The 13,820-nt window shown below is 58.9% G+C and carries 14 protein-coding genes; 2 read left to right on the plus strand and 12 right to left on the minus strand.

The window, feature by feature from the left end:
- A partial coding sequence (locus B3H65_RS02280; protein WP_286683974.1) for an ATP-binding cassette domain-containing protein occupies window positions 1–563 on the minus strand: 563 nt, incomplete at its 3' end.
- Window positions 564–758: 195 nt separating this feature from the next.
- Here B3H65_RS02280 and B3H65_RS02285 point away from each other — a divergent pair.
- Both B3H65_RS02285 and B3H65_RS02290 read left to right on the plus strand, forming a co-directional pair.
- Entirely contained in the window at window positions 759–1,628 is an 870-nt protein-coding gene (locus tag B3H65_RS02285) for a tRNA threonylcarbamoyladenosine dehydratase (protein ID WP_286683975.1), read from the plus strand.
- An 8-nt stretch (window positions 1,629–1,636) separates the two neighbouring features.
- Complete coding sequence (locus tag B3H65_RS02290; protein WP_278562335.1) at window positions 1,637–2,395, plus strand: TatD family hydrolase; 759 nt, start codon at window positions 1,637–1,639, stop codon at window positions 2,393–2,395.
- A 15-nt stretch (window positions 2,396–2,410) separates the two neighbouring features.
- Here B3H65_RS02290 and B3H65_RS02295 read toward each other — a convergent pair whose 3' ends face one another.
- The 11 genes from B3H65_RS02295 to B3H65_RS02345 all read right to left on the minus strand — a co-directional run bounded on the left by B3H65_RS02295 (window position 2,411) and on the right by B3H65_RS02345 (window position 13,686).
- Window positions 2,411–3,070, minus strand: coding sequence for an SGNH/GDSL hydrolase family protein (locus B3H65_RS02295; protein ID WP_286683976.1), 660 nt, complete (start codon window positions 3,068–3,070; stop codon window positions 2,411–2,413).
- Between the two features lie 70 nt (window positions 3,071–3,140).
- Entirely contained in the window at window positions 3,141–4,673 is a 1,533-nt protein-coding gene (locus B3H65_RS02300) for an FGGY-family carbohydrate kinase (RefSeq protein WP_286683977.1), read from the minus strand.
- Window positions 4,670–5,491: a BtpA/SgcQ family protein gene (locus tag B3H65_RS02305; protein ID WP_286683978.1), complete on the minus strand. Its 822-nt coding sequence runs from the start codon at window positions 5,489–5,491 to the stop codon at window positions 4,670–4,672. The genes B3H65_RS02300 and B3H65_RS02305 overlap by 4 nt, the downstream gene beginning before the upstream one ends.
- Window positions 5,492–5,565: 74 nt before the next feature.
- Window positions 5,566–5,994, minus strand: coding sequence for a secondary thiamine-phosphate synthase enzyme YjbQ (locus B3H65_RS02310; protein WP_286683979.1), 429 nt, complete (start codon window positions 5,992–5,994; stop codon window positions 5,566–5,568).
- Window positions 5,981–6,856 (minus strand): amidohydrolase family protein, encoded by an 876-nt coding sequence (locus B3H65_RS02315; protein WP_286683980.1) that lies wholly within the window; start codon window positions 6,854–6,856, stop codon window positions 5,981–5,983. Before B3H65_RS02315 ends, B3H65_RS02310 begins: the two co-directional genes overlap by 14 nt.
- A gap of 12 nt (window positions 6,857–6,868) precedes the next feature.
- Entirely contained in the window at window positions 6,869–7,669 is an 801-nt protein-coding gene (gene frlD / locus B3H65_RS02320) for a fructoselysine 6-kinase (protein ID WP_286683981.1), read from the minus strand.
- A 54-nt stretch (window positions 7,670–7,723) separates the two neighbouring features.
- Complete coding sequence (locus B3H65_RS02325) at window positions 7,724–8,596, minus strand: PfkB family carbohydrate kinase (protein ID WP_286683982.1); 873 nt, start codon at window positions 8,594–8,596, stop codon at window positions 7,724–7,726.
- A 112-nt stretch (window positions 8,597–8,708) separates the two neighbouring features.
- Window positions 8,709–9,677 carry an SIS domain-containing protein gene (locus B3H65_RS02330; protein WP_270480285.1) on the minus strand — a complete coding sequence of 323 codons (969 nt, stop codon included), beginning with the start codon at window positions 9,675–9,677 and terminating at the stop codon, window positions 8,709–8,711.
- 96 nt (window positions 9,678–9,773) lie between these two features.
- Entirely contained in the window at window positions 9,774–10,640 is an 867-nt protein-coding gene (locus B3H65_RS02335) for a sugar phosphate isomerase/epimerase family protein (RefSeq protein ID WP_286683983.1), read from the minus strand.
- Between the two features lie 12 nt (window positions 10,641–10,652).
- Window positions 10,653–12,212 carry an amidohydrolase gene (locus B3H65_RS02340; RefSeq protein ID WP_286683984.1) on the minus strand — a complete coding sequence of 520 codons (1,560 nt, stop codon included), beginning with the start codon at window positions 12,210–12,212 and terminating at the stop codon, window positions 10,653–10,655.
- 10 nt (window positions 12,213–12,222) lie between these two features.
- A complete protein-coding gene (locus B3H65_RS02345) occupies window positions 12,223–13,686 on the minus strand; it encodes a YfcC family protein (RefSeq protein ID WP_286683985.1) in 1,464 nt (487 codons plus the stop codon).
- Window positions 13,687–13,820: the final 134 nt, after the last annotated feature.

Genomic DNA, 13,820 nt, shown 5'->3' on the forward strand with positions numbered 1-13,820 from the left:
GGCTCGTCCAAAAGCAACAGGTCGGGAGCCTCGAGGAGCAGCTTGCACAGCGCGACGCGACGGCGCTCGCCGCCGGAAAGGACGTTGACGGGCATATCCGAATCGGGCAGCTGCAGCGCGTCCATGGCGACGCCCAACTTGGAGTCGATATCCCAGCCGTCGGCGGTATCGATCTCGTCCTGCAGGCGGCCCATCTCGGCCATCAGGGCGTCCATATCGGCATCGGGATCGCACATCTCCTCGCCGATCTTGTTGAAGCGGTCGACCTTGGCAAGGATGTCGCCAAACGCCATGCGGACGTTTTCAATCACGGTCTTGTCATCGTCCAGCGGGGGCTCCTGCTGAAGGATGCCCACGGTGTAGCCGGGGGTAAGACGGGCATCGCCATTGGAGACTTCCTCGATGCCTGCCATGATCTTGAGCAAGGTTGACTTGCCCATGCCATTGGGGCCAACCACGCCGATCTTAGCGCCGGGGTAGAACGACAGCGTGACATCGTCCAAAATCACCTTGTCGCCATGCGCCTTGCGCGCCTGATACATCTGGTAGATAAACTCGGCCATATAAGCTCCGTTTCATAAGGGGCTCCTCAGTCATACGGGTTTATTGTCGCATGAAACAAAACCCTGCGGAAAATCTTGATGAATTCTGCTGGCACCACCCACGGAACAGTCAGCAATACCCGGATTGACGCATAATGGTGGAACGACTCTTACCTATATTGTTTTCCAATAAGCATTCGCTACGAAGGGAAGCCGATGGCGCAGCAGCAAACAACGCAAGCCGACAACCAGCCCGCAGAGACCATGACCACCAAGCTCGCGGTCATATTGGGCGAAGACGGCGTCAAGCGTTTAAACCAAGCCCGCGTAGCGGTCTTTGGCTGCGGCGGCGTGGGCTCCAACTGCATTGAAGCCCTGGCGCGCGGCGGCGTGGGCACTCTCGCAATCGTCGACAAAGACGTAGTTGCCCCCAGCAACATCAACCGCCAGGCCATCGCATACCACAGCACCATCGGCCGTCGCAAAATCGACGTGACGGAAGAGATGATCCGCGACATCAACCCGCGCTGCCGCGTGATAGCCCGCAATTCATTTGTGCTCGCGGAAAACATTGAGGAACTCCTGGCGCAGCTGGAACGGGAATGCGGCGGACCTTTTGACTACATTGTGGACGCCATCGATACCGTCTCGACCAAGCTCGCCATCGCCAAACTCGCCCAAGAGCGAAGCCTGCCGCTCATTAGTTCCATGGGGGGCGCCAACAAGTTGCATCCAGAATGCCTGCGCATCGCTGACGTCCATAAAACGGTTAACGACTCGCTCTCGCGCATCATGCGCAAAGAGTGCCGCAAGCGCGGAATCCGTCACCTTAAAGTGCTCTACTCTTGCGAAGAGCCCATGCACCTTAAGGCGCGCGAGGGCGCGGTGCGCAGCGAGCGCAGCGACCTTGGCACCGCATCCTTTATGCCGCCCATCATGGGCCAGATGATCGCGGGCGAGGTCATTCGCCAAATATCCGGCGTGGGCGCGCAGTCCGATACCGCCGCAGCACTCGCCATGCATGATGCCGCGCAGCGAGGGGCGCTTGCGGGGCGCAAGGGGCCATCGTCCAAAAAGAAGTCGTGATTCGCGATATGGAGCATTTGTATGACATGCACTGCCACCTTGGTTCCATGCCGAACGCGGACCAGGTAGCGAAACAGGCGGAGCAGCTAGGCCTTGTCCTGCTCAACGTGACGGTCTCCCCTACCGATGCCAACGGGTCCGCGCGGCTGAATCATCACGCCAACGTACGCGCTGCGTGCGGCCTGCATCCCTGGTGGATCGCCAGCGGAGCCTGCGGTGAAGAGGACATTGCACGGGCAGCGCTCATGTGCGCCGCATCACGTTTTGTGGGCGAGATCGGTCTCGACTTCAGCGGCGGGCGCATGGCGACCGCACCGCAGCAGCAAGAAGCATTCGACTGGATCATCCAATCTTGCGCAGAGCATCCCGTGACGGGACGAGTCATCTCCATCCATTCCGTACGCGCGGCAAGCGAGGCGCTCGACACCCTGCAGCGCTTTGACATGCCGCACAACTCGACATGCATCTTCCACTGGTTCTCGGGCACTAGCGACGAACTTGCCCGAGCCCGCGCTTTGGGCTGCTACTTTTCCGTCAATGCGCGCATGCTCGCCACCAAGCGCGGGCGCGAATACGCACGGCAGATTCCGCTGGACAAGCTGCTTCTTGAAACCGATGCGCCAAAGGAGCTTGGAGACCCGGGCGACGCGCAGGCCCTTGCAGGTGAGCTAACGCAAACGCTCGATGTGTTGGACGATATCCGAAAAGAGCGAAAAGAGCTCTTAGCCGGCAGCATATCGCAAACCAGCCAGGAGCTCCTAGGATAATCACGGCGCGGCGCTTTAGGGCGAGAACATCTCCCCGATAGCTTTAGCGACTGCGCGAGCCAGCTCCCCATGCCCTTGAGGGGTCATATGAATATGGTCGATAGGACTGGGCTCGCACACCTTGGACGCATCCAGATATGCGCACCCTTGCTCATCCGCAACCACGCGATACGCTTCCGCAACCTCATGCGAAACGCGCACCGAATGCTCGCCAAAAGATGAAAGGACCACGTTGTGAACGCCTTCGCCAATATGCGGCGGAGACACAACGAGGATCATTGGCTCCCAGCAGCCAACCGCCCAGGGAAAACGCTTGATGGCAAGCACAAGGGACTCGACACCGCGGGCGATGTCGTTCGCGGCAAGATTGAAGCAGGTTTTCATGTCATTGGTGCCTAGCATCAAAACAATGCAGTCTATAGGCTGGGTGCTGGCGAGCGCCACCGGCAGCTCGTCCAAACCGCACAGGCCGCCTTCAAAGGGATCCCGATGCACCGTGGTGCGGCCGCAAAGCCCCTCCTCGACAATCCGCCAATCAGGCCCCAGCAGCCCTTGTAGAACTCCGGGCCAGCGCACATCGACCGGATAGCGAAACCTTGTACCGCTCGCTACACCCTGAGGGTCATATCCAAAGGTGTTGCTGTCACCAAAGCACAGTACAGACCTCATACCCATCACATCCTCTCCAATCATCGCATAGCGACGCCAATGGTCGCAGCAAATATTCGTGACCTTCGGGCTACTATCACCCAAGGCCATTGCCGAGAGCGTGCATGAGGTCGCGATTCCTCTGATACAGCTCGTCAAACACGCTCCGTCGAGTTTGATAGAGTTTATGAACCACGGGATCGGGCTCGATCACCCCACCCTCCCCGACTCGCTGAACAAGCTCGTCCCAAGAGGTGCATTCACCACAAGCAAGAGCTGCCATCAACGCGTCGCCAAAACAGGCTCCTATGGTAACGCGCGCGGTGCGAACCTGTTTACCGCATGCATCCGCGACCGCCTGGAGCCATACGGGGTTCTTGGTGCCCCCGCCCACCGCCATAAGCCGATTGATGACAAGCCCGTGTTCGCGTTCCAGTATATCCACATGGGCCGCAACGGTGAATGCGATACCCTCGATCGTCGCACGCGCAACGTGTCCGCGCGTGTGTCCGACGGTTAATCCAAACAATACGCCGCGTGCCGCAGGATCATTTAAAGGCGTGCGCTCGCCAGCAAAATACGGCAGGCACACAAGACCGTCCGCACCGGGAGAAACATCGGCGGCCTCGCGGGCCATGACCTCGAACGCGTTGGGACCCCCGGCGCGCTCGTCCAGAAGCGCGTCTCGATAGAACTGGTCGCGCACCCATTTGGTGAGCGTGCCAGCGGTATTGGTACCCGCGCAGATTCCATATGTCCCTGGGATGATGAACGTGCCCGGCCACAAGCGAGCATCTTCGACCATTCGATCGCTGAGGTAGATGAAGTAGCAACTGCTCCCCATCTGAACCATCATGTCGCCAGGCACCGCCACGCCGGTCGAGATGGCTTCCGCACCGGAATCCCCGGTGCCCACTAGCACCGGCGTGCCGGGGGCGAGCCCGGTCTCTTCCGCCGCTCGCATCGTTACCGCACCGGCGATATCCGTAGCGCTCATGACCTCGGCCATTTGGTCAGGGCGGCAAAAACCCTTGCAGCCCTCTTTGTCAACCTCCCACGTATCGCGGTTATACATGGGCAGAAAATCCTCCGCAAGGTATCGGTCGATGCAAAAGCGCCCCGTGAGCTTCGCGCAAAGATAGGAGGACGCCGTCAGAAACTTAGCCGCCTTTGAAGCGACCTCGGGCATGTTGTCGTAAAACCACATCACCTTGGGAGCGATATCCGACGAACAGGGGTCGTGTCCAATCATCTGCCGCACCCCAGCCTCGCCATATGTTGAAAGGAGGATATCGATCTGCGGCTGGCTGCGCGCATCAATTCCGTAAAGAATCGCGGGCGCTAGGGCGCGACATTCATCGTCCACCGGCAAGCAATCGCAGCCCAAAGCAGAAAGCCCAACGCAACCAATTGAAGTCGACTCGATACCCGAGCGAGCGAGAAGTTCACGAGAAAGCTTGCAGAAGTCGCCCCACCATACTCGCTCGGCGTCGTGTTCGAACCATCCTGGACGAGGATTGTCCGTCTCGTGCGAGCATGTGGCCGAGCATACCACCCTGCATCCGGAATCGATAAGTACGCCCTTTGATTCCCCCGTACCGATATCAATACCAAGATAGTATTTCATCATCCTTCCCCCATTCTTTCGCGAGCGTCCCGCGCCGCCGCCATGAACGATGCGACGCGCCGGGCATCGACCGGCTCGGAAAAGATGCCGTCGCGCTTGAGGCACGTTCCCACAAAGGCACCGTCGCAGCGCGAGAACACGTCCGCAACCGTCTCCTCCCGGCAACCCGTTCCGCATACCACGGGAACGCCGGATGCCGCTTCGCGAACAGAGCTGACCAAGTCCGAAGAGGGACCGCGGCCGGGCGCTTCTCCTCCTACCACTAGGGCATCGGGCATGCAGTTGAACATGATGGAATCGGCAATCTGTGCCGTGGTACGGTCATTGAGGTACACCTCGCCCTCGCTGGTCACAAAGTGAAACAGCTTGAGGTTATCCAGGCGCAAGGCGCTCTTGAGCCGCATGGTATGCGCGAAGTCTCGATCGATGAGACCCAAATCGCCCGCCCATGCGCCGGTGAACATGCAGCGCGTGAACGTGGCGTCCACAGCGGCGCACAGCTCGATGGTGGCGTCGCCGTCGTAGATGGCCTCGGCGCCCCAGGGCAGAGATATCTGATCTGCAAGGGAACCGATAACACGCCCCATAGCAGCAAGCGTCACGGCGGACACGCGCTTTTGATACGGCATGCTGAACTCATTGGTTATCAAGATGCCGTCAACCCCTCCGGATTGCAGGGCATCCAAATCTCGCTTGGCAGCGTCCGCAACCGATGAAATGGACCCACCCGGATAGTACAAGGGGTCTCCAGGCAACGCCTTGAGGTGAAGCAGCCCAATGATGGGTTTCTCGGTGCCAAAGAGCTCGGAAAGAAATGACATGTTCACTCCTATCATGTATGACAGAATCGCCGTAACGAGCCCGCAGGCGCCATCTCGCCACGGGCTCAACCGATCTATTCCCCCAGAACCTCAACGTAGATCTTCCTGCGCTGCGGCCCATCGAACTCCACGAGATAGATGTTCTGGGCCCCGCCACACACCACCTTGCCGTCTTTCACCGGGAACAGGCAGCTATTTCCGGTAATCATGCTCTTGATATGACCGCAGGAATTGTTCCCCGTCGCTCCATAGCTGGGAAGGAAATGGGCGTGTGCATAGGGCATATCCAGCGGCGCGATGCGGTCAAGGGCGTCAGCAAGGTCCGTCTCGACGCAGGGAAGGCCTTCGTTTACCACGATTCCGCAGGTGGTATGCGACAGGATGATTGCGGCAAGACCGTTTGTTACGCTGCTACGCTCTATAGCGGCGTGAACATCGCTGGTGATATCGATAAACTGCTCGGGCTTTTCACTTAGATACGATAGGGTTTCAAGCGTTACCATCACAAATCTCCCCCTCCAAGAATCGAACCGCCGTACCGCCATAGAGCCTCTCGCGCGCATCCTCGCGCATGGGAACGGCGTCAAGCGCCCGCTTCAACTTGAAAGCGCGGAATCGAGGCGTGTTGCTCGCGAACATCACCTGGTATGACAGGCTCCTCTCATACCACAACGGACCCATATCCTGGGTGAACAGGCGCATCATCATCTCTTCAGGGGAATCAAGGTAGGTAATCGAGGTCTCGGTGAAGCAGTTGGGGTATTTGAGCATCATGGCGACCATTTCGCGAACCCACGGCCACGCGAAATGGGCAAGGCAGAACCTTACTCGAGGAAACGACATGATCACTCGCTCAAAAGCCAACGGATGGCAGGCGGACAGCGGCGCTGAAGGCTCCCAAGACAATCCAGCATCGAACATAACTGGCTTGTTGTAGTCTTCGCAGATACGATAGAGCTGCTGAGCGCGTGGATCACCGGGATCGAACCCCTGCTTAGCGGGATGCAGGAACAGCCCTTTTGCCCCCAAGTCCTTAAAGGCCCGCTCAAGCGATTCGGACGCATCCCCCAAACCGGGATCGACGCTCGCAAAGCCCCAGAGCCTATCGGGATGCGCGGCGACCAGAGCGGCGATTTGCTCGTTAGTGCCAAAGCGCCCTCCCGCAGCGCATGTAACGTCCAGCGGCATGAGCACGCTTTTATCAACCCTGCAGACATCGAGCTCGACCTCGATCTCATCCCAATCCATGGGTCCCATATGCCCCATGCCAAACTCGCGCTCCCAGAAGGAGAATCCATCCGGCGCGTCGCCGGGTGTATAGATCTCCCTATAGAGCAAAGGATGAACGTGCATATCTATCAACATGTCGCGGACCCCCTAATATGGCTCGAAGCGCCCGATAACGCGCGACGAGAGCTCGGCGCCCTCGCGCATGCAGTCGTCGAGATCGCAACCCGTGATCAGGCCATGGGTAAATCCCGCGATATAGGAATCGCCCGCTCCCACCGTATTCACGACCTCGCCGGCCTCGACTATGCCGCATTCATGGAAGCGCTCGCCATCGAAGGCGATACTGCCCTTCTCTCCCAGGGTCGCGATCGCGACACGCGGGCCAAGGCTTTGGACCTTCTTGAGCCATGCCCGAAGATCGGGGGTATCTTCCTCAAACGACATGAAGGCATAGTCGACAAAGGGAAAGAGCTCCTCGCACTGGTACTGAGGATCTTGGCTGAATACGGAGAAATCCATAACAACGGTCTTGCCCGCGCCATGCCACGCAGGAAGGCTGCCCAAGCAGTTTCCAAACAAATCAGTATGGATCAGGTCGTGCCCAAGCACGAACTCCTCATCTTCAGCGGTGAGCGCGAAATTCTCCATGACGCCATCGATTGCTTCCAGGTGAACGCGGTCGCATCCATTTTTAAGCGCCATGAGCATCACGCAGGTATTACCCGGCTCGACACGCAAATGGGATATATCCAATCCCTCGGCAGCGAGCGCCTCGCGCATCTTCTCACCATAGCGATCATCGCCGACAACGGAAACGACGGAAACGGGAACTCCCATCCGCGACAGATGAACGCCCCAATCGACTCCGTTGCCAGTGGGATAAAAAACATCGAGGTCTTGGTATACGTCGGCGCAGCAAAATCCAGCCGCGCAAGCACGGACAGCCATACTAACTCCTAACGCAAAGCGGGGCGCCCAAGACACCCCGCCACGGCGAATATCTTAGCTCTCGTACACAAGCGGGTGGCCCCAACTGCCCTCGACCTTGCAGGTCTCGGCAGCAAAGCTCGCAGCGAAGTCCAGACTATCGCGAATCGCGTCCGCGCCGCCGTCGCCCGCTTTCTGCTTTGAGAGGTAGGTAACCAAGAACGCCGTCAGCAGCGAGTCGCCAGCCGCCATGGCATCCTTGAGGTCCTCGGGCGCGACGGGCTTGATGCCCTGCTCGTAGAAGTTTTCTCCATCGTATGCAACGGAGCCCTTGCTGCCGCGAGACGCGCACACGATCTGGGGACCCAGAGCCTTCACCCATTCGAGCTTCGATTTGATATCCTCCAGCGACGCATCACCCATCGACATGAAGGCATAGGTCACAAACGGCGCTATCTGCTCGAAGTACTCATCGGTCGAGTCATCGGAGAAATCGAAACTGATAGGCACGCCGGCAGCTTTAATCTTGGGCAGCTCTCGCTCGGTGAAGCAGTAATTGCCGCTGTGCACCAGATCAAAACCGCGAACGTACTCGGCGGCAAAACGATCGATCACGTAACGCATATCACCGCGGATACCGCCCTCATTAGACCCAAGGAAGATACGGTCACCGGTCTCGTCCACCGTTACTCGCGCGGCGCCGTTGACGCCCAAAACCTGCTGGCAACGCAAAAGCTCAATGTCCTCGTCCTCGAGCGAAGCGATAACGTGCTCCGCTTCGGCATCGGAACCAAAGATGCCCATGTAGGCGCTGCGTTCGACGCCGAGCTTCTTGGCAAAGACGGCGAAGTTCACGGCGTTGCCGCCCGGGTACATAGTCTTGATGTGCTCGTATTTATCGACAACGTTGTCTCCAAAACCAAGCACGCTAATGGGGAATGCTGCCATGGCTAGCTCCAATCAAATACGTTTCCGTGCCGCGGCGGACAACGGGGCGCTGAAAGCCCACGTGGTAGACCCGCGCCCCGCCATCGCGTCAGCGGCAGTCGCTATAGGGGGTCTAGTACTTCTCGATCCCCATGTAGCGGCGGACGTCCGGATGATGATCGAAAACCTTGCCGCGAGCAGAGCGCAGCTCGCAGTTCATCGCGTAGAACAGGATGGGATCGAGGAAGGCGCGGACGCTGGCGGGAACCTGATCCATGCCGTAGTCCATCGCGTCAAGAACCATAAGGGTGTCCGTATGGGTCTCAAGGAACGCAAGCGCGCGCTGGTCCATAGCGCGGCACTCGCTGGAAGACATCTGCAGGAAGTAGAACACGCCGGGCTCGGTGACCTCGAAGGGACCGTGGAAGTACTCACCAGAATGGATGTAGGCGCAGCTCTGCCATTGCATCTCCATCAGCGAGCAGATGGCAAATCCATAGGTCTGGCTAAAGACGGGACCGGAACCCAGGATGTAGAGGAACTTATGATCCCGGCAAAGCTCGGCGAAGCGGTCGCACAGCTGGGCGTTGACCTTATCGCGAGCAGCGGGAAGAATCTGGTCCATCTTGGCGATGCCGGCGTACATGTCTGCCAAATCTGCGTAGCCTTCCTGCTGGTCGAGGACCTCTGCCGCAAGGGCCAGGGAGATGCCGGCGGGAACCTCGGCCTGGGGAACGCCCTCGCCCCACGGATAGACCCAGCACGTCCACTCGCCGTTATCGATGCCAGAGCCGGCGTTGTCGGTCTGGGCGATAACGGTGGCGCCGGCGGCCTTGGCGATAGTGCACGCATCGATCACCTCGGGCGTGTTGCCGGAATGGCTGCAAGCGATAACCAGGGACTTCTCGCCCAAACGCTTGGGACGCATGATGTCGAACTCACGAGCGGTATATGCCTCGCTGGTGAAGGTGGTCGCCTCGCGCTTCAGCAGCTCGTGGGCGGGCAGCAGGTCGATGAGGGAGCCGCCGCAGGCAACCCAGAAGACGCTATCGAACTTGCCTTTCTCGGCGATGGCGTCGGCGATGAGATCGTGCGCGTTCATTGTTGTGCTTCCTTTCTGTACGGCGGACGATGCCGCCAACGTTTACTGATATGTCGCGGCGTCGGGCATTTTCGCTAGACGCGGGTGCGCATGGAGTTAGTCGACGAAATATTTCTCGAACGCTCGCATGTTGCGCTCGTCTGCGGCGGCAGGGTCGTCGAAATACCTGCCGTCGGTGATTTCCTGCCCAAGGTACCCCTCAAAGCCATGGGCGTTGAGCGACAAAACGAACTCGTCCATATTGTGCTTGCCATCTCCCCAAACCAAATGGCCATATGGGTCGCCATCGATGAAATGCATGTTCTTGATGGCGCAATCACCAAACTCATCGAACCAGTCGCCCAGGGTCTCGCCCGCGACCCCCATGGCGGTAGTGTCCACCATCGGGGTGAGATGCGGGCTGTCTACTTGGTCGAGCATCCGTCTAGCGTCCGCGAGCGTGACCACCAGATTGCTCTCCTCCGGCCTCAAGCTCTCCATGCAGAGCATCACACCGTGCTCACCCGCGTAGTCTGCAAGAATCGACAAGTGCTCTGTCGAGCGCTTCCAAGCCTCCTCGCGATCCTCGTCCCAATCGCCCCAACCGGAGTTAATGGACATATACGGAGCACCCAGCACCTCCGCAAGCTCGATACCGTGCTTGAAATACGCGAGGCTCCGCTGGGCGTGAAGGGGCTTTCTCGCAGCGTACTGCCACGGGTACACCACGTTCTCCGGGCATAGGGAGCTTACCGACAGCCCGCGGGATTCTATCTTGCGACGGAGCTCGTCGGCCTCGAAGTACCCGGTATGGTCTAGCGTCACATGCGGCTCGGCAGCCCAAAGCTCGATGGTCTTGAATCCAAGGCGCTGCTGCACATCGAGAAAGTAGTCGAGCGACCACATGATGTAGTGGATGTTCATTCCGGCAACCTGCTCGCGGCGCAAATGCGGAGCCGGTGCAGATGAAGTCATGTTGAGCATCTTCTCCCCCTATCAGGATTCGTAGACGAACCGGCCATCGACCACGGTGAGATCCACCTTGATGTCGCGGGCGTCTTTGGGATCGACAGCGAACACATCGCGGTCCAGAACGCAGATGTCGGCGAGCTTGCCCGCCTCGATAGTGCCGAAATCATCCTCGCGCTGCAGGTCGTAGGCGCCTCCCGAGGTCCATGCGCGCAGCAGCTCGGAGACGCTTACCGCGTTTTGCGGGTTCACCTCCAGGCCATCGGCGAAATAGCCGCCGCAAGCGCTATAGATGGAGTCACCCAGGTGCGGAATGAGGAGCGGGAGATCGGTACCGCAGCACAGCGTGCATCCGCCGTCGACCATGGCGCGACGGTTCCAGCTGCGGGAGAGCCTCGCCTCGCCGATTTGGCGCCGCATTATCGCAAGGCAGTCCTCGCGATCATCTAGAGTGAGGATCTGCGGGTAGACCTCGCAGATGCCGCCCATGGCACCAAAGCGGGCAAGATCCACAGGGTCCGCGTTCTCAAGGTCGGTAATCGAGTGCCTATTGACGAGTTTTCCGGATGCGTCATGGGCCAGGCCCTCGTACATATCCACCGTCTTGCGAACGGCGCCGTCCCCCTGGCAATGCAGCGAGTAGCGGAATCCAGCCTTATCGATCGCGGCGAGCTCGCGGGCGATGAGATCCCACTCGGGCTCCTCGACCACGGTCTTTCCACCCGCCCCCGCGTCCGCCCCGTCTTCATATGGCTCGATCATCTCCGCCAGGCCGCACCAAACACCGCGATCGGTCATGCGGTTGAAGCCGGAAAACCGAACGAAATCACCTTTAAGGCGGTCGCGGGCGGAACAAGCGTAATCGAGGTCGGCGCCGCGGCCAACCGGCTGGCTCATCATATCGATGCGAACGGTAAGCTCACCTTCCCGCTCGCGACGAGCCATCTCGTCCGCGAAACCATAGTAGTCATCGAAGCACATCTCCTTGATAGCGGTGACGCCGCGGGAGTTGAGCATGGCCATGTAGTCGTCGTATGCGTCCCGCACCTCTTGAAGAGGCAGATAATCGCGCATAAGACGCCAGATCTTCTCCGCATAGCAAGCGTCGGGCGTGAACCCGTAGCGCGAAGATGCGGCAGCGTTGAGCGCGCAGGTCTCCGCGCCGTTCGTGAATGCGACGACGGGCGTGGAGGAATACCGCTCGTCCAGCGCCGTGACGAGCTCTTCGCCCAAGAGCGCCTCCGGCAGATTCATACCCAGCGCCATGGGAGCCTGCTGACGTGTCCCCTTCCACTGGGCCAGCGCCTCGATGACGTCTTCAACCGATGCCGTATCGCTTAGATCGGCGCCGATACGACGCAAAACCCAACCGGTAAAGAATGTGTGCACGTCGACAAGACCAGCCATAACAGTCTTGGAACCGAGGTCGCGAACATCGTCCGCCCCGTGCAGGTACGCTTCAGCCTGACCCGCGGGACCTACTGACTCGATGCGGTTGCCGCGGATGGCAATGTACCCGTCGAAGGGGTCATCGGAAAGACCCGTGAAGATGCTGCGCGAGAGTAGAACCAAAGTGCGATCTGACATGGGACGCCTCCTACACCGGCAGTAGGCCGGAGATCATAGTCGCGACCAGGCCGAACAAAACCATGAAGATGAAGAACTTCCAAATGGTCTTCCACCACTGGCCAAAGGAAATCTTTGCGACCGCGAGACCCGCTACGGTCATTCCGGCGACGGGACTGATGGTGTTGATGGTCTGGTTTGCGAATTGCAGTGCGGTGACGGCGGCCTCAGGGTTGAGGCCCATGAGCTCGGTCAGCGGACCCATGACGGGCATGGTGAGCGCGGCGAGACCCGAGCTGGACGGAACCAGCAGGGAGAGCAGGCCCAAGACGATATACATGAACGTGGTGTAGATGAAGGACGGAGCACCCGCCAGAAGGCCAGCAAGCCAGTTGAGGATGGAGTCGATGATCATGCCGCCCTCGGCGACGACAAGGATACCGCGAGCGATACCGATGATGCAGGCAGCGTAAGCGAAGTCAGCGATGCCGCGGACAAACTCCTCGGCGATGGTCTTCTCGTCCAAACCGCCAAGAATACCGGCAAGCAGGCCCATTGCCAAAAAGACCATGGAGATCTCATTCATGTACCAGCCCTGGGTGACAAGACCCCACACGATGACGCCCATGCCAACAGCGAAGTCGATAAGGACCAGTTTATGACGGAGGGTAAACTCCTCCTCAGCGGAAGCATCGGCGACGGCGAACTCGATACGCTTCTGCTTATCGTCCTCATACGTTATCGAGGACTTGGGATCGAGCTTAACGCGGCGCGCGTAGCGCATGGCCCAGGCAATGCCCACAGCGGTAAAGATGACCCACAAAACGGCGCGGAACCACAGCTGGGGATTGCCCTCGATGCCGATGACGCCCTGAGCGATCAGGACGTTGAAGGGGTCGATGGTGGATGCGCAGTAACCGAGATTGGGACCAAGGAAGCAGATGATGAACGCGGTCATGGAATCATAGCCTATGCTCAGCATGATGGGAATGAAGATCGCGTAAAACGGCAGGGCCTCCTCGGACATGCCGAACGTAGAACCGCAGATCGAGAGCAAGACCATAGTGATGGGAATGATCAAGATATCCTTGTTTTTCAACTTCTTGATCACGCGACTCATACCGGCGTTCAGCGCGTTGGTCTTGGTGACGATAGCAAACGAGCCGCCGATAAGAAGAACGAATGCAACGACATCCGCCGCGGCCTGGATGCCCTTGGTAGGAGCCTGCAGGACGGCATCGATTCCCTGGCGAAGGTCGACGGTCTCCCCCGTCTCCGGATCGGTATAGACCTTGTCGACTTCCTGATACGTGCCGGCAACGGCGACTTCTCGCTCACCCGCAGCCGTTTGGATGGTCTGCCGATCAAACTGACCCGACGGAACAAGCCATGTGAGCACCGCGAAGAAGATGATCAACATAAACGCGATGGTGTACACATGGGGGAGCTGAAAGCGAAATCTACGCTTGGGCTTCTCCTGGGTGGCGTCTGACATTCCTGTACCTCCTGTCCAAATTATGATGTCTGCCCAATAGCGGCTATCAATGGAAGACATCTTAGGTTGTTCTATGTATAACCTGCAAGATGGTATGAGGTCAAGTCAATTATAGAGTTGTTCTAGGATGTTCT

The sequence above is a fragment of the Collinsella sp. UBA1693 genome, assembly GCF_002320115.1.
GTDB lineage: Bacteria > Actinomycetota > Coriobacteriia > Coriobacteriales > Coriobacteriaceae > Collinsella > Collinsella tanakaei.